The organism is Peribacillus sp. YIM B13481, from assembly GCF_042787985.1.
Lineage (GTDB): Bacteria > Bacillota > Bacilli > Bacillales > DSM-1321 > Peribacillus > Peribacillus simplex_A.
In genome coordinates, this window is sequence record NZ_JBHZPE010000050.1 from 2,458 (window position 1) to 18,597 (window position 16,140).

Annotated in this window: 19 protein-coding genes, 2 pseudogenes and 1 riboswitch; of the genes and pseudogenes, 6 read left to right on the top strand and 15 right to left on the bottom strand. The window is 37.6% G+C overall.

From position 1 onward, the window contains the following. From ACFX4X_RS20980 to ACFX4X_RS21000, 5 genes and pseudogenes are all read right to left on the bottom strand, one after another. Positions 1-204 (bottom strand): annotated as a pseudogene (locus tag ACFX4X_RS20980) (KGG domain-containing protein); the annotation flags it as partial. A 167-nt stretch (positions 205-371) separates the two neighbouring features. Further along, the gene (locus ACFX4X_RS20985; RefSeq protein WP_061464648.1) at positions 372-599 is read right to left on the bottom strand and encodes a KGG domain-containing protein; all 228 of its coding nucleotides are present in this window, start codon (positions 597-599) and stop codon (positions 372-374) included. A gap of 157 nt (positions 600-756) precedes the next feature. Then, complete coding sequence (locus ACFX4X_RS20990; protein WP_057913045.1) at positions 757-912, bottom strand: YvrJ family protein; 156 nt, start codon at positions 910-912, stop codon at positions 757-759. A gap of 52 nt (positions 913-964) precedes the next feature. Continuing rightward, positions 965-1,180, bottom strand: a complete 216-nt coding sequence (locus ACFX4X_RS20995) for a DUF2922 domain-containing protein (RefSeq protein ID WP_377386076.1) — start codon at positions 1,178-1,180, stop codon at positions 965-967. 44 nt (positions 1,181-1,224) lie between these two features. Beyond that, positions 1,225-1,443: a DUF1659 domain-containing protein gene (locus ACFX4X_RS21000; RefSeq protein WP_377386078.1), complete on the bottom strand. Its 219-nt coding sequence runs from the start codon at positions 1,441-1,443 to the stop codon at positions 1,225-1,227. Between the two features lie 752 nt (positions 1,444-2,195). Here ACFX4X_RS21000 and ACFX4X_RS21005 point away from each other — a divergent pair. Next, the gene (locus ACFX4X_RS21005; RefSeq protein WP_061464651.1) at positions 2,196-2,840 is read left to right on the top strand and encodes a hypothetical protein; all 645 of its coding nucleotides are present in this window, start codon (positions 2,196-2,198) and stop codon (positions 2,838-2,840) included. A 46-nt stretch (positions 2,841-2,886) separates the two neighbouring features. On the opposite strand, the gene ACFX4X_RS21010 is transcribed toward ACFX4X_RS21005, so the two are convergent. From ACFX4X_RS21010 to ACFX4X_RS21025, 4 genes are all read right to left on the bottom strand, one after another. Continuing rightward, positions 2,887-3,243, bottom strand: coding sequence for a sigma-G-dependent sporulation-specific acid-soluble spore protein CsgA (locus ACFX4X_RS21010; protein WP_377386081.1), 357 nt, complete (start codon positions 3,241-3,243; stop codon positions 2,887-2,889). A gap of 13 nt (positions 3,244-3,256) precedes the next feature. Beyond that, the gene (locus ACFX4X_RS21015; RefSeq protein ID WP_063235187.1) at positions 3,257-3,454 is read right to left on the bottom strand and encodes a helix-turn-helix transcriptional regulator; all 198 of its coding nucleotides are present in this window, start codon (positions 3,452-3,454) and stop codon (positions 3,257-3,259) included. 11 nt (positions 3,455-3,465) lie between these two features. Then, entirely contained in the window at positions 3,466-3,975 is a 510-nt protein-coding gene (locus tag ACFX4X_RS21020) for a DUF6773 family protein (protein WP_377386084.1), read from the bottom strand. 280 nt (positions 3,976-4,255) lie between these two features. Then, complete coding sequence (locus tag ACFX4X_RS21025; RefSeq protein ID WP_377386087.1) at positions 4,256-4,825, bottom strand: dihydrofolate reductase family protein; 570 nt, start codon at positions 4,823-4,825, stop codon at positions 4,256-4,258. A gap of 203 nt (positions 4,826-5,028) precedes the next feature. Here ACFX4X_RS21025 and ACFX4X_RS21030 point away from each other — a divergent pair, with 203 nt between their 5' ends. The 4 genes from ACFX4X_RS21030 (at position 5,029) to ACFX4X_RS21045 (ending at position 8,611) form a co-directional block, all read left to right on the top strand. Then, a complete protein-coding gene (locus tag ACFX4X_RS21030; protein WP_377386090.1) occupies positions 5,029-5,955 on the top strand; it encodes an NAD(P)-dependent alcohol dehydrogenase in 927 nt (308 codons plus the stop codon). Between the two features lie 233 nt (positions 5,956-6,188). Then, positions 6,189-6,542 (top strand): hypothetical protein, encoded by a 354-nt coding sequence (locus ACFX4X_RS21035; protein WP_377386092.1) that lies wholly within the window; start codon positions 6,189-6,191, stop codon positions 6,540-6,542. A gap of 98 nt (positions 6,543-6,640) precedes the next feature. Continuing rightward, positions 6,641-7,174 (top strand): AAA family ATPase, encoded by a 534-nt coding sequence (locus ACFX4X_RS21040; protein ID WP_377386095.1) that lies wholly within the window; start codon positions 6,641-6,643, stop codon positions 7,172-7,174. Positions 7,175-7,444: 270 nt separating this feature from the next. Beyond that, positions 7,445-7,548: riboswitch (purine riboswitch) on the top strand. A gap of 181 nt (positions 7,549-7,729) precedes the next feature. Beyond that, the gene (locus tag ACFX4X_RS21045; protein ID WP_377386098.1) at positions 7,730-8,611 is read left to right on the top strand and encodes a 5'-methylthioadenosine/S-adenosylhomocysteine nucleosidase; all 882 of its coding nucleotides are present in this window, start codon (positions 7,730-7,732) and stop codon (positions 8,609-8,611) included. 104 nt (positions 8,612-8,715) lie between these two features. Here the strand turns inward: ACFX4X_RS21045 and ACFX4X_RS21050 are convergent, their stop codons facing one another. From ACFX4X_RS21050 to azlC, 5 genes are all read right to left on the bottom strand, one after another. Then, the gene (locus ACFX4X_RS21050; RefSeq protein ID WP_377386101.1) at positions 8,716-9,096 is read right to left on the bottom strand and encodes a hypothetical protein; all 381 of its coding nucleotides are present in this window, start codon (positions 9,094-9,096) and stop codon (positions 8,716-8,718) included. A 186-nt stretch (positions 9,097-9,282) separates the two neighbouring features. Then, on the bottom strand, positions 9,283-10,008 hold the full coding sequence (locus tag ACFX4X_RS21055; RefSeq protein ID WP_377386104.1) for a ZIP family metal transporter: 726 nt from the start codon (positions 10,006-10,008) through the stop codon (positions 9,283-9,285). A 167-nt stretch (positions 10,009-10,175) separates the two neighbouring features. After that, positions 10,176-10,514 carry a hypothetical protein gene (locus tag ACFX4X_RS21060; RefSeq protein ID WP_230300828.1) on the bottom strand — a complete coding sequence of 113 codons (339 nt, stop codon included), beginning with the start codon at positions 10,512-10,514 and terminating at the stop codon, positions 10,176-10,178. Positions 10,515-11,540: 1,026 nt separating this feature from the next. After that, on the bottom strand, positions 11,541-11,873 hold the full coding sequence (locus tag ACFX4X_RS21065) for a branched-chain amino acid transporter permease (protein ID WP_125160420.1): 333 nt from the start codon (positions 11,871-11,873) through the stop codon (positions 11,541-11,543). Continuing rightward, positions 11,870-12,580, bottom strand: coding sequence for an azaleucine resistance protein AzlC (gene azlC / locus ACFX4X_RS21070; protein WP_377386108.1), 711 nt, complete (start codon positions 12,578-12,580; stop codon positions 11,870-11,872). The genes ACFX4X_RS21065 and azlC overlap by 4 nt, the downstream gene beginning before the upstream one ends. A 217-nt stretch (positions 12,581-12,797) precedes the next feature. On the opposite strand from azlC, the pseudogene ACFX4X_RS21075 reads away from it, so the two are divergent. After that, positions 12,798-13,823: pseudogene (locus ACFX4X_RS21075) on the top strand (aminotransferase-like domain-containing protein); the annotation flags it as partial. Positions 13,824-14,281: 458 nt separating this feature from the next. On the opposite strand, the gene ACFX4X_RS21080 reads toward ACFX4X_RS21075, so the two are convergent. Next, positions 14,282-16,129: an AIPR family protein gene (locus tag ACFX4X_RS21080; RefSeq protein ID WP_377386111.1), complete on the bottom strand. Its 1,848-nt coding sequence runs from the start codon at positions 16,127-16,129 to the stop codon at positions 14,282-14,284. Positions 16,130-16,140 lie beyond the last annotated feature (11 nt).

Consider the following 16,140-nt stretch of genomic DNA (forward strand, 5'->3'; position numbering starts at 1 on the left):
TTCCTTATCATGTTTTTCGGATGTTGCTTCTCCGCCTTTTTGGCCAATCTCTTGATAAAATTCCTTATCATGTTTTTCGGATGTTGCTTCTCCGCCTTTTTGGCCAATCTCTTGATAAAATTCCTTATCATGTTTTTCGGCTGTTGCTTCTCCGCCTTTACGTCCTGCTTCTTCACGATTCATTTTACCATTGTTGTTAGTCATTAAAAATTCCTCCTTATTATTTGGATTTTCCATGAACTAGCTACATGTGTCATATACCCGCTGGAACGGTTATAAAACTAGAATCTGCTAAATACTTCAGGTCGCTCCTTCTATTTAACGGCGACTCTTTTCCCCGCCATTAAGTCCTGCTTCTCCCAGCTCATTTTTCAATCATTGGACCCGTCAGATTTGCCGCCATCACGTTGATTGGCACGTGCCTCTCCGCCTTTTTGGCCAATTTCCTGATAGAATTCCTTATCATGATTTTCGGAAGTGGCCTCTCCACCTTTTTGGCCAATCTCCTGGAAAAATTCCTTATCATGATTTTTGGCTGTCGCTTCCCCACCTTTGCGGCCAGCTTCTTCCCTGCTCATTTTTTCATTGTTGTTAGTCATTAAAACTCCTCCTTATTATTTGGATTTTTCATGAACTAACTACAGTTTTATGTATACCCGATAGTTTGGAAATAAAACTAGAATCTATTAAAACTTTTCCATTTCAATTAGGAAAAGCATCATGAATGTTATCACTCATGATGCTCCCCGCTTTTCCTTAACCAGACTTCGGAATCCCTTCTCGCAAGCGATCTGGCAGCTCTACAAGGGTTTCATTCAAAGTATCCAATTTTGTTTCAATCCTATGAAGCAAATAAAGGGTAACAATGATCGGGAACCCAATATCACTGACAAATGGCAGGATTTGATCCACTTGTAATTCACCTCTCTTCCTGGGTGTCCTAAAAAGATGCCCTTACCGTTCGTTAGATCAGTTCCACTTCCTCGACATTCCGCTCGACAATTCGCGCTGCTTTCAAATCGACGAAACCTCCGGAAGATGCAACGAACACATTCCCCGCAATCAGTTGTTCCATTGCCAGTTTAATCGTATTAACATTGACCGGCTTCGGATTATCAACGGAAATCGTCGCTGTCTTCCCTTCCTCCGTAACGAAAATCATTTCCAGTACTTTAGCCATTTCAAATCACCTCCCCCCTCTTCCGACATCTTTCCAAAAGTCGATTAACCACTCAATGAACTTGTATCCACTCGAGTCACTTCCCCCATTGGATAATTCTGCACGCTTGCGATTGCAACAGCTGTCGAAAATAGCTGGTCCGCCGTTGCCTCAACCTTGATGTTCGAAAATGACCTCCGCTTGAAAACAAGAGCCCCATTTTCATTTAACCCCGTCTCAAAATCAATCCGCAACGTACTTGATACTGGAATCTGGTTTGCCATGCCACTCACCCCCTTTCACACTCTATATAAACTTTTTCGGGATGAAAGTAGCATGGTCTTGAAATTTCTTCAGGAAAACGAATAAAAAGCCGCCCATCATTTGAGCAGCTTTTTATCGGTATATTAGTTTTGACTTTCAATGATAATTTGACTGTTACATCGCCAAAAATTAAAGCGGCATATTTACCTGGCCGTCAGGTTCAAAGATTCATTTTGTTTTTTCCACGCCGTTAGATGTAATGCAAATCGTAACCTGCATTTCCATTTGAAACGGTAAAACCGGGGTATCGGATAGCATAAGTTCCGTTCTCCAATTTCAACACTGTATTAGATCAAGATGTACTTGTTAAGAATGGAAAAGTCAAAAAATATGGAACAAAAACACAATCAGGAAAGAACTTTACAATTTATACCGGATTAAGTAAAGAACAAAGCCCTATCGTTAAAACACAAACTAGTGAGGTAAGTCCTACAATCGACACTGAAACTGGAGTTTATTTCTATATAGAGCCTGCTAAATAAATCATAAAAGGTAAAGATTCCTTAGCTTTTTCCATCCATAAATACGGGGGACATTTAAGCCGTTTTTTATATTTGAAATTCATTTCATTTTATCTTCTCTTTAAATTACTTTTTTATAACTGACAAGTTTCATTATTTTTTTGGCGAAGTTAAATTGCATTTGGCTTTAAATGGCACGTCATGTTCTCTTTTTCCGGGAAATAATAATCACGAAAGGAAGTGGATGTTGGATGTCATTAGAATGGTTTGACAGAGTAAGCGGGGAATTGCAGGATCATCTTAAATCAATTTGTGAAAAATATGACCGCAATGGCAGCATGATCGTGGAACGCGGATCTAAGCATCCACGCATCGAATTTTATACAGAGCTAGATGACAATGAGAGGGATTACTTTTCCACGCTGTTTTTTGATCCACATAATGAGGAATTTTATATGGAATCCTTCGAGCCGGATTTAGGGCAGATTAGCAAGGTGATCCTTTCAGATATTGAAGATATCGTCGATGCTGTCCATGAGAGCTTCCATAATTATCTGGAAGAGGATGACACCGATTATGAATATGAACTGGATGATGAATATGATGAATCATATGATTCAGACGGCGGCGGAGATTCCGATATATACGAAATCGATGTAGATTGGGAAACGCCTGAAGTGACCGCCTATATCCAGGATAATGAAGTGGAGGTCACCTATCAATTCGGGATTGTGCAGGAAACGGGTGATGGAGTGCTGAAACGGATCAATCGGATTCGGACAGCGGATGATGACCTGATAAAGGATGAAACAAATTTCATTTTCAGCAAGGAAGAAGCTAGCACGATCATCGCCATGATAGCCAGCCATATGGATTCACTTAGCGAAATGGATTAAAAAAACCAACAAAACCTTGTCCATGGTCACCATGGACAAGGTTTCATTATATAATAATCAGTTCGTATACTTCCGACAATTGAGAGACCCGTTCCGTATCACTGACTTCCTTTGCATGCTTAATTTCTTGAGGAAGAATATGGTTAAGGAGTCTGGCTTCTTTACCACTTAGCTTATTGACGAGCTCTTCTTCTGAATGAAAATGTCCGCTTTTGATTTTATTATAAATTTCCTGCGCTTCAGGATATTGGTCTGTATAGTTAGACAATATCTCACGTAGGTAACCGATTGTACGATCCATCATACCATCCCTCTCGAATGTTAGATTTTTGCTTATAGCTTCACCTATACCTTCCCCCATTTTTTGTTGATAAATTCCTAAAAAAAAAGATATCCAAGTCAATGGATACCCCTAATCAGTCTTCCTCCCAAAACAAATCATCCAATGTACGGGATAATGCTTTACAAATACCGACGCACAAACTCAATGAGGGATTATACTTCCCGGATTCAATCAATCCTATCGTTTGCCTGGAAACGCCGACAATCTTGGCCAGTTCATCTTGTGACAAGTCCTTTTCTACTCTCGCCAGCTTCAGTTTTATATTTTTCAAAGGATTCGCACCTACAATTTCTTATTATCTTCGCTATTTTTCATTCCGATTTTCTTCGCTAGCAAGTATATACCACCAAAAAACAGAAGTAAAATCGGCAAATAGATTAGAACTGAAACAAACGATACCAATACAAAATACCATAGACCCTGGGAACTGCTATCCGCATAGGATACAGCACTATTCACCCCCAAAATTATAGCGATGATGAGGGCTAAAGCAACTGTGCCAAAAATTGTCTTCCTGCTCATCGGTGTTTTACTAGTCCGGTCATGCATTTCCACTTCATCCCAGAGTACACCTAAGAAAATGGAACGAGCTAAGTAATACAGCCCTCCTGCAACGATGATCACGAATTCCAGATATAACTCCCAGCTGCCTGCACCATATTTATATAGTTTGAAAAGTGCACTCACCAGGCAAATGGCCAAGATGACGTGATACATTTCTTTATAAATTTTATTTCTTACATGCTCAACCCGCTCATCCTTGATCTTTTTCGTTCGTTTAAATAAATCCATCGTCGATCGCCCTCCATTTAATTCCATTGCTTACTCTTATTATATGATTTATTTCACCTTTTGCAATATATATATTACATTTTATAATTTATAAATGGCAAAAGGTATAAAAAAAGGGATCCACACGTCAGTATGGATTCCTATTTATGGTTTTACTCGTAAGTTTTGGGGATTTACTCGTGAATTCTAAGCATTTACTCGTGAGTTTTGGGGTTTTACTCGTGAATTCTAAGCATTTACTCGTGAGTTTTGGGGTTTTACTCGTGAATTACCTTGGCAATTACTCTTCATTAAGATGATAGCAAAGTTGAACAACGCCAGAGGAAAATCTTTTTGTATCAACCAGTTTTAGTTTCAATCTCTCCTTCATGTCAATAAACAAAGGTTTTCCTTCCCCTAAAACAACAGGGTGAACAGATAACCTAAATTCATCAACCAGCCCAAATCTTATAAAAGATGTAATTAGACTTGCCCCGCCATAAAGCCAGATGTCTTTACCAGGCTTTTTCTTTAATTTGTTTACTTCTTCAACAATATTATCATTAATGATTGTTACTTTATTATCCGTGCTTTTTTTTGTTTTGGAAAACATGAATTTTTCTTTGCCATGTACTAATTTCCACATTTCTTTTTCAGTATCGGATACCTCATTTTCTGGAGTATATTGTCCCCATAAATCATAGCTCTTTCTCCCATAAAAAATTGTATCAATATCATTTAAGAAATCAATGAACCCCATTTCAGGGTCCATAATGCACCAGTCAACTTCTCCTTTCGGCCCTTCAATAAATCCATCTAAAGTAACGGCTAAATCTAAAACTATTCTTCTCGGTCTTTCGTTAATGGTCATACTTTTAGCTCCTTTGTCTTATAGAATGTCCCTTGGATTTCGACCGCTCAGCGAGACACTTGCCCCTGACCGATGCCGGACAAATACCTAATGCTTTTAAGCATTCATTCAAAAGTTTCTTCCGTTTCGCTTACATGTAGTTTTATATTACAGCTTCTATCATAGTATTAAAAGATTGAATCAAAAAATTAAGGAGGCTCGCTATGAAAGCAATGGTATGCACAAAATACGGTTCACCCGATGTACTGGAACTCAAAGAAGTAGCAAAGCCTTCTCCCAATGATAACGAAATACTGGTAAAGGTCCATGCGGCAACAGTGGCTTCAGGGGACATAAGAGTCCGGAGTTTCAAGAGCCCTTTCTTGCTATGGCTGCCGATGCGAATCTTCTTGGGTCTTAGAAAACCGCGAAAATCAATACTGGGAGTGGAGCTGGCCGGGGAGATAGAGGAAACGGGGAGGAATGTGAAAAAATTCAAAAAAGGCGACCAGGTTTTTGCCATGACTGGAATGAATTTTGGTGCCCATGCCGAATACACATGCTTACCTGAAGACGGGGCAATGGCAATTAAGCCTGTCAATGTGACCTATGAGGAAGCCGCCGCCATTTCTTTTGGAGGAACGACAGCCCTGCATTTTTTCAGAAAAGGCAATATCCAGGAAGGACAAAAAGTCCTCATCTACGGTGCATCCGGTTCGGTAGGGACTTCGGCGGTACAGCTTGCCAAATACTTTGGGACAGAAGTTACCGGAGTATGCAGTGCCGCCAATTTTGAATTGGTGAAATCGTTGGGAGCCGATAAGGTAATTGATTATACGGAAGAGGATTTTTCGAAAAGGAATGAGCGATATGACATCATCTTTGATGCAGTCGGGAAAAGTTCGAAGGCCACTTGCAAGAAAGCTCTGACCCCGAACGGACGATACGTGTCTGTTGAAGGACAAGGGATAGCAAAGGTACTTACGGAAGACTTATTACTCCTCAAGGAGCTTATCGAAACCGAAAAAATAAAATCGGTCATTGATAAACGCTACCCGCTGGAGCAAATTCCCGAGGCTCATAGATATGTAGAAAAAGGACATAAAAAGGGAAATGTAGTCATAACCCTGGTCGATCATGATAAATCCTGACAAAGCCTTGCACACTGCCGCATTCCGCGAACTTCTTTAAGCCATTTCATCTTCAGAATTTTTTCTCCTTTTTGACATGATAATACCCCTTAAACAATTGGATCTATAGGGGTATAACGGCATAGTTAGTCATTATGAGGAATGTCCTTCCAGCTTGCTCCCAATCTAGATGTTGAAACTTTTACCAGGAACAATCGTATATGGATGGTAGCTTGTAATTTCTGGAGGACTTAATGAATATAGATGCAATCGTACGATTAGTTTTAATGTTAGGGATTCCGGCCTTCATGATGTGGCGGGAGTATAAAAAGATGTCAGAAGAAGAACGAAATGATGTGAAGACTACTTTTACGAGTAAGCGTTTTATCTCTACATATGGTTTAGTCGCACTCGGTTGGGTATTCTTGTTAGTCGAACCAATTTTTGAAATTGCATGGATGAAAGTGATTAGCGGCGTGCTTTTTTCTATTGGAATGATAGTGAGCAGCGTCTTTATATGGTTGAACGCTTCACCAAAGTGGAAAGCAGTGCTTGGTATCATCTCTTCAATGATCGCTTTAGCCATCTTTTTATGGTGGATTTACTAACGCGGAATTGAAAATACAAACTGAAAACGCTCATCCTTCAATACTCCAAGGCGGATCCATTTCAAAATTAACGAATACACTGTAGGAGGAATATGTACGTGAAGGTCCAAATAATTGGCGGCTCAGGTACTGGCAAAAGCACCTTAGCAAAATTCATTAGTGAAAAAGAACAGATAAAGTGGATAGATACAGATCATTATCTTTGGGAAGATGAATCCTTTACAAGAAATAACCTGATTGAGAAGCGTAACGAATTGTATCAAAAAGACATGGAATCCTGCAGTGATTATGTTGCTTCTGGTTCCATTTTTTCCTGGTGCCCAACAGGGTTTAACAACCGCGACCTCCTGGTTTTCCTTTTTTTAGATGAATCGATTCGCATGGAACGATTACGGAATAGAGAATTGAAGCGAAACGTTAGTGAAATGTGGCTTGATGAAAACGGGGAATATACGAGTGACTTTTTAGAATGGTGTAAAACATATAGGACGAAAGTAGATAAAAGCATGGCTGGCACCTATGCAGAACAATCCTATCAAATGAAATTATCAAAAAGCCCCGTATTAAGCCTCGATAGCTCCCGACCTCTCGAAGAGCTATATGCTGAAATTTTAAATCGAATAAGCCTATAAAAAAGCAGAATGAATCTTTCTGCTTTTTTCCTGTTATTATGGAAGTTATTTAATTTAGTAGGCCTCTCACCTCTTTTGAAATTATACTATTCAGAAGACATTCACATAATGAACGTGCCTAAGACTTCTCTATAAATCCTTATGATATGAAAAAAATTGACGATTCCAATGAATAACACACCATAAACACGAACGTTAAATAATATTTTTAATTTAATGTTCACTTTTTCCGTTGATTATCTATTATTTATTTGTTATATTAGCAAAGTAATAATCGTACATATCATTACTCATATATGCTCGGAAATATGGTCTGAGCGTTTCTACCTGGTTCCCAGTTAAAGAACTAGACTACGAGTTAAAGTATTCGGTTGCCCGTTTTTTTTTTGGCAGCTAATGATTTAGCATTCGCTTCATTGTTTGCTTAATTATCTATACTTTGACTTTCGTAGGTATAGAAGGCAAAAATCATTCTGCCGTTCTGGACCTTTTTCTTTAGACCAAAACTACGAGTGTATCAAAACGATCAGATAATTTGTTTGAAGGAGAGTTTATATGAGAAAAAACAGGTTAAAAAAGTACTCGTTATTAGGAATCATTACTTTACTTTTCGTGTCGATGATTGCAGCTTGCAGTTCTGCTCCCAAAAATGAAACGGCAGAAAAAAAGGCTCAAAGGCCTATAATCGTTCAAGGTCCCATGCCAATCGAAGCTGAAAATTTCGCGAAAAAGTTAAAAAATGTTAAAGAGGAAAAATCAGGAGATTTTGTATTTTACATTGGAACTTTAGACAATTATCCTGTAATCGTTGCAAAAACAGGTAAAGGGATGGAAAACACAGCTGCCGCTACAGCATTGGCTATAGAAAGATATAACCCTATCGCCATCATCAATCAAGGCACATCAGGCGGTCATGATCCAAGTTTAAACGTTTTTGATATTGTTTTAGGAAAAAGAACGGTAAACCTAGGTTCATTAAAAACAGAAGATAAAACTGAAAACCAAGGAATTGATCCAACTATATGGAAACCGATGGACCTAATGGCTTCTAAAGGAAGTGCAGGAGAAGATCCTAATGCTGAAAAACCACGCTACTACGAGGGAGATAAGGATTTACTCGCGGCTGCTCATGCAGTTAAAGATACCTACACAAAAGGTAAGGTTGTCGATGGTACTATCGGTTCTGCAGACGTTTGGAATAATGAAGTGGATCGGATTAAGTGGTTCCATACGAAATATGGTACATCTGTTGAGGAAATGGAAGGAGCTTCGGCTGCCCAAATCGCAAAAGCTTACGATGTTCCCTTCTTAGGTATACGAGTGCTATCCAATAATAAAGCGAATGGCGGTAAATATAACCCGAATACAGCAGCAGCCAATCAAGAATATGTTTATGAAGTAGTCAAACAATATATCTCTACGATGCCAAGCAAATAAGATCGGGCTCGGAGCATATAAAAGAATGAGAATCTTTTGGTCAGCTATCCCTATAGTGAAATAAAGAAGAGCACATATTATATACGATAATATGTGCTCTTCTTTTATTCGCGGAAGACTGTGCCCGATTCTTCCTCCTTGCAAAATAATAAGCTGAGGTTATTCAATGTGTAAAGTCTAGCGGTAAAAATGAATAAGTCACTGTAGTTGTTTTCAACGTACTCTTCAATGATGCCCAATCCTTTCCTGAATCTATCAACTAATAAATGCGTGTAGTTTTCATCCCATGTAAACCGATTGATTCGTTTAAGTTCATCTGCCAATACTTGAAACTTAAACTCCTCAACAAGAAGTTTCAATTGATACAATTTATCTCTATTTAAACAAAGGCAATTGTTTTTATTTTCATGATTTTCACGGACGAATTCAATAAACCCCATTATATTTTTAGCTAACATATTCGCTATTTGCATCTCGAAGTTCATTTCTAACATCTCCTCAATATCTAAAATCTATATGAAGAGTGTATGATTTGAAATGATATTTTAACACCAACAATTATTCTTAGAGTAGATTTCCTTATTTCGCCTATGCATTTCGTACTATGATAGAGTTTATACAAAAAAAAATGCCCCCTTTCCTTCCAAGGGGACAATCTCAGCTTTTCGTTATCACATCGAATCCAGAACCAAAGAGATAAGCAGGCCTGCCGCGGTGAATATGCCCGTGATCGGTCCTCCGTCTTCATATGCTTCAGGCATCATCGTTGAAGCGATCATGGCGATGATTCCGCCGCCTGCAAATGCTGCCATCGCTGCCAGGACATAGTCCGGGGCATGATCGAGGAATAGATAGCCCGACATCGAGGATAGTGCCGAAATAAGCAGGACGGAAAACCACAGCAGCATGATTTTCTTCCTGGAATAGCCACTTTTGAGCAGACCTGTTGTACTTGAGAGCCCCTCCGGAATATTACTGATGAAGATGGCAATGACCAATAGCCAGCTTACCGAGCCACCGCTTATTAAGCTTGCGCCAATCATGATCGACTCCGGTATGGCATCCATCACCGTCCCAATGAAAATGGCTAGACCCGCTTCTTTCGAAGAGCTATTATTGGACCGTTTCCTTTTAACCGCACCTTTTTTGGAAACAAGAAAATCCAAGCCAGTAAACACGGCGGCTCCTGCTATGAATCCGATTGCCGTCGGCCAGATTCCCCCATCACGCACCGAATCTGCAAGCAGCTCATATGCTGCCGCACCAATCAATACGCCCGTTCCAAATGCCATAATATAGCCAATGATGTTTTTCTTTATCGGAATGAAGATAGCGGCTAGTGCGCCAAGCAGGACAGCAGAACCCGAAACCCCTCCCCAAAAGACCGCATTCCACATAGAATTCCCCCATTTCCTGTTTATAGGATAGTGTACCCTGGTAGATGTTGGGGTAAACAAGGGGCTGCTTTTTGTCAATTCCAGCAAAAAAAAGCAGTTATATTCGCTGCCATGGTAGTTGTGTATAGAATAGTAGAGTCGCTATGATTATCCTAGCCTTCGCTGCCTTATATGACTGATATTTGCGGTTTTCCTTCTTCTCTTTCACTAACCTTTTCAATTTTATCGACAAACATTTGAAAAACCTTTCTCTTTTCTTCCAGCTCTTTTATAGACTCTTTCAATTCGTTCAATTTTTGTTCAAAAGGTTTATGATATTGCTCGCGGATGTTTCTAATAATTTCATCATTTATAGTGGATTGTACAACTTGCTTGGTGATATTGAATTTATAGGAATAAACCTGAAGGTCACGCTTAACTTCTTCATACTCTTTTTCTATCCCATTTAATACATCACTAATTTCTTCATTCCATTCTACTAAAGCCTTTTTCACATGTTCCTCCACCCTTAATCCCCCTCTTTAACTAACAAAAAATCCATCTCCATAAAAACTTATTTTATCAAAAGTTCATTTCGGTTTCTTTTCGGCTAAGTTACTTAACATATTAGTTTCATTAAAAACAGATAACAGCGAGTTACGAAACACTTTTGAAAAATCATATAGAATATAGCCTGACATGTCACTTTAGTCAATAATTTGCGCTTATTTTAAGTGCTATTTTGCACATTCAGCTTTAAAACCCAGGCTACCTGTATTTTTTAATGACGATAAAGAGGTTTATATTACTGAAGCATCGTCCACTTTTGTATTAGGGGTACAGACAACCTTAGGGATTTTTGTACGTTTACCCATTTTAAAGTAAAAGAAAAGCCTTGCAGCTGGCGGATAACCAATCCGGAACTTCTGCAAGGCTTTTTTCTTTTGGGCAGTGCCAAAAATGGGCATGGCTTGCTACTTTGTTTTGAATCGGGTCCTGTTGACTCAAAAACTTCCGACTAATTATTTTTTAAAACGTTGAAATATAATCTTATTCAAGGGAGTATATTTAGCAAGATCATTAGTTTCAAGATATGGAATTTAAAATCCTAATCATATAATGCTAAGGGGGAAACAAATGAATGACATCTACTTTTACGGGGATGAATTCCAATCACAGGGAAGTTTATCTTGAAGCCATTGATAAAACCTTTTGACGCTACCCAACCCTATCTAAAAGAAAACGTCAAGTAGCCCTAAATTAACTACATGAGTGGTGTATTTCAGGCCTACTTTTTGTTGTTTCATTTTTCATTGGTACTCTGCATATAGACGGTAAATCAGATGACCACGGCAATCTATTTCTTCTTTATTCATTAGATCTTTGTTTGGTAGAGCTTCAAACAAATAGTGGAAATAATGATAGGGGCTTACAATGCAAATAGCATTAGACCTATAATAATTAAAAATGAAAAAGGAACCTTTTGAGACATTTATCTTATCACCTATGTATAAAGAATGAGGTGAGAAAGAATGGTACTATTATCAATACTATTAAAAAATCGATTGAACCATAATCATGTAGATAATCGTTCCACCCGCAATAGAGAGAAGCATCTGTTTCTTCCAAAAGTGAAGCAGAGTTACCGTAACTACTCCAATAAATTCAGGTATACCGTGGCTACCGGATAATAGGCTTACATCTTTGAAGCAATATATTACTAACAGTCCTAATGTCGCCAAAGGTAAAACTTTGCCAAGATACTGAACATATGCTGGTGTGGGTTTACCCGATGGGAAAATAGCGAATGGAAGAAACCTTGTAAGCATTGTCCCTAAGACCACCATAGCAATCGTGATGATCTGTTGCGTTAAACTCATCATCATATTGTGACCTCCCCCTTTTCTATCGGTTTTCTAAGAATGGTCAGCATCCCCAAAATAGCGGCCATAGCAGGGATGATGAAGGTGTTTCCCCCAAAAATAATAAGGCTTACTGTCGAAAGCCCAAGCCCCACGAGAGCAATTTGGTGTTTTTTCTCTTTCATCCATTGTTCAATGAAGATTACAACAAAGAGAGCAGTCATAACAAATTCAAGCCCTTCGGTGTTAAAATGCACAAGAGATCCAAAAACTCCGCCTATTGTTGCTCCTAAAACCCAATAGAAATGATTGAGAAGAGTTACAAAAGTCATAAACCAGACCTTGTCCACATCTTTTGGAATATTAACGGTACCATTAATGGAAAAAGATTCATCACACATTCCATAAATCAGATAATATTTTCTCTTCCCTGTTCCCCTATACTTATCAAGCATGGAAATACCATAAAATAAATGGCGTGCATTCACCATTAGAGTTACAAAAAGGGCATTAATCGGATTGAACGCTATGAGCAATAAATTAGCTGCAACGAACTCCATGGATCCCGCAAATATTGTAAGACTCATTATAATTGGGTAAATTGCACTGAAACCCAAAGAATTCATATAAATTCCATAAGCAATTCCCAAAAAAACAAATCCTGCAAAAATCGGAATTGTAAAAGGAAAGGCCGAACGAAATGCCATCCATATTTGATTTTTCTTGTTCATATGATTCACATCCTAAGAAGTTAGTTTTTTTTCAAATTTAACACATTAAATCCATACACTAAACAAGAACATTGTATGGAATACAATGTTCTTTACTGGTGGTTCTAATAGATTTTTTTACTTTCTTATGGGTTCTTTTTTAGAGACGTTCTTTCAAAATTCACAAAATCCATACAATAATGCTATTATTGTATGAAAATGTTGAGAGAGGTGACTTATGCCAGTAAATTCATTTGATAATTATCCAATGTCCTGGAAACCTGATAAGAAAGCATTGAAACGTCCTTTTTACTATTCAATTGCGTCTTTACTTGAACAAGATATTATAGAAGGCTTTTTAGCACCTGGAACAAAGTTACCCCCACAACGCGAATTGGCAGACTTTCTTGACCTAAACTTTACAACTATTACCCGCGCCTACAAATTATGCGAGTTTAAAGGTTTGATTTATGCGGTTACTGGAAGGGGGACCTTCGTTGCTCCTAATGCAGCTCGTTCCATTACCATTTCTACAGATAAAAGCACAAACAATATCGATCTTGGTTTTGTAGCCTCTTTTGAGCAAACCAATAATATTGTTGCAGAGAATATAAAGACGGTTTCAGATAAAAGTTATTTGGACCAACTACTGAATTACAATGATCCGACAGGTATCCCTCATCAAAAAAAAGCAGGGCTAAATTGGATGGAATCATTCGGCATTAACGCAGACACAGAGCATGTAGCCATTGTTTCTGGAGCCCAAAACGCATTGGCGATTACATTGACTGCGTTGTTTAAGCCTGGTAATCGTATTGCAATCGATTTACATACATATTCAAATTTTATCGAGTTAGCAAAATTGCTTCACATACAATTAGTACCTATTCCCGGAGATCAATTTGGAATGCTGCCAGATGAACTTGAAAAGCAATGTTCTAAAACAAAGATTCACGGTATTTTTCTAATGCCTCCTTGCTGCAATCCTACCACTGTTATGATTTCAGATTTCAGAAAGCATGAATTGGCTGCAATCATACGTAATTACCGTTTAATTTTGATTGAGGATGATATTCATGCCTTCCTAACAGCAGGCATTATCTCTGATTATCATCAACCTATGTTTAATTTGCTTCCAGATCAGACCGTTTATATTTGTGGAACCTCTAAATGCATTTGCTCAGGATTAAGAGTCGCCTTTATGGTCTATGGGGATGCTTTTCGCGAGAGTATTTTACAAGCTATTTTTAAGATCAATGTAAAGATTTTGTTTTCGATACTATGTTTCTGTTAAGTAGCTATGCAAGACTGGTGTTGCTTCCTCAGAAGTGATTGGCTGCGTCATGACTCCAAGGATCATTTTTATTAAATGGGCTTACTTCATTATTGAAGATACTCCAACTACAAATGAATATTCTAAAGTCATATGGTTAAAGCGAGAAAATATAAACTCACTAAAAATGGGCTCCTGCTGACATTCCAGATCTGGAACAGTTACTCCACGAAAAAAATAGTCTTCTCAATTGAGATGACTATACTCTTTTAATGAACTCTGTATATAAACTAGCAGGAACTTAATTATCTAATTCTTCTAATACATTTTTTAACAATGTTTGCATAATATTATTCCGTGATAATTCATCTTTGCTAGCCTCATATAATACTTACTCCGCCTAACAAATAATTAGACTATATTTTACAATACATGTTTCTCTCTCCCATTTAAATCATCCCACTTAGCACAACTGCCGATTCTTTAATAAAACCTTTCCAACAGTCTTCTTTTTTCGCCCATTGTGTAACGTTTTGATCACCAGCAGATTCTCTAAGATAATTTAAAGCATTATTAGCAATAGCCCGAACAATATCTTCCCACTTATTAGAAAGAGCTTGCTGTTGCCATATTTCCATTAAATTTATTTCTTTTCCGTATAAGTAATTTAACATAGCTACCGTATAGTAAATAACATTTGCTCTATAACCCTTTAAATTCATTCTCTCAACAATACTAGTTACAAATGCATTAATAATTCTTCCAGCTATAAGTTGCTTATAGTAGTCGCTATCGATACTTAAAATACTTTTTGTAACTTCACCTTCATCATTCGTAACCGAACTTTGTTTCCAATATTGGCTATTTAAATCCATAAAGCGTTTAAACGCTTCTTCTCCCCCTTTACTTGATACATGTGGATAACCCTCCCAAGACATAAAATATTTTGCCATCTCTACTTTTGTTATGACTTTTTCTTTGGGATAAACTTTTTTAAAAGCAGTTTGTTCTTTTCCTTTTGAACGCCTACTAATATCAACCATATACTGTCCGCGTGCACGTTCGAAATACCACTTAGACTCCTCTTTACGATTATCTTGTGTAGGAATCCAGATATTACGAGAAAGTTTTTCAATATCAGACATAAAGCGGGTATTTGCAAGTAAATCTGACTTATTTATTTTATTTTGTGTATTAGCATATTCGGAAATTTTCGCTATCATTTCGTCTTCAAGCGCATGACGATCCATTTGAGCATCATTATATTCTATTTCTTCTGGAATATTTAAAATAGTCAATTTTGACTGTACGTAAACTCCCTCTAAATCAACATCATTTTTATAGGCTTGATGTATTGAGGCTGTTGTTTGGCCTCCATTAACAATTTGCCAACTTGTTAATGTCTTAATTTTATAAAGATTAGACTCTCCAATTTGTTCAATATCTCCTGCTTTTGCAACACTTGAAATACCATTATTATACGCAACAAATAATTCACGTTGGCTTTCATCTTTTAATGTATCACGTATTCCTTTATTCGTGCCTCCGCGAGCTTGTAAAAAAGAGCGTACATTTCGTTCTACTAATTTCGGTCCCCAATCATCATATAATCTAGATAAAAGTTTTGCTGGGATAACACCGATATAGCAATCTATTAATCCTTTTTCAGTATTATTTGGAACATGCATCATTTGTATTGCTGCACCATATTCCGATTCAAAATGAATATCAAATTCTCGTATACCTTGCTCAGCTTCTGACAATTTGAAAATACGATCCATATCCCAAACATGTACATTAACTGTTTCTACACTTGGGATAGTTAAATCAATCGGCTTATTCGATAAATAAAAATTACTTGTAATCACATAAATATTAACTTCTTCAATTTCTTCTTTTTTATCTACAATCATTTTCGTTAAATCATAATACTCCATCGACCGATCCGCTAATTGCAGAATCGGTTCTGCATTTGTATAGAATCGCTTCGCTTTATTCGCATACTCTTTTAAGGATGTCATATTAGCAACTGGCAATTCATCATCTTCCATAAATGGCTCATATTCCACTACGTACAAGTTTAAAGTATTAATATCATCCTGATATAAATAACCATTAAGTTGAATTTTCGACTCTTTTTTACTAAAATAAATAATCGCTGGCTCATCTTCAGCATTTATAAACGGTAATACTTCCTGTAAGAAAGGTGTTTGCCGGCTTCCTGAAATCCGTCCCTTGAGTTCTACAGTGTCAATAAACTCATTAAAAAAATCTAGCTTTCTTTTAGTTTCATTCATTATGAATCATC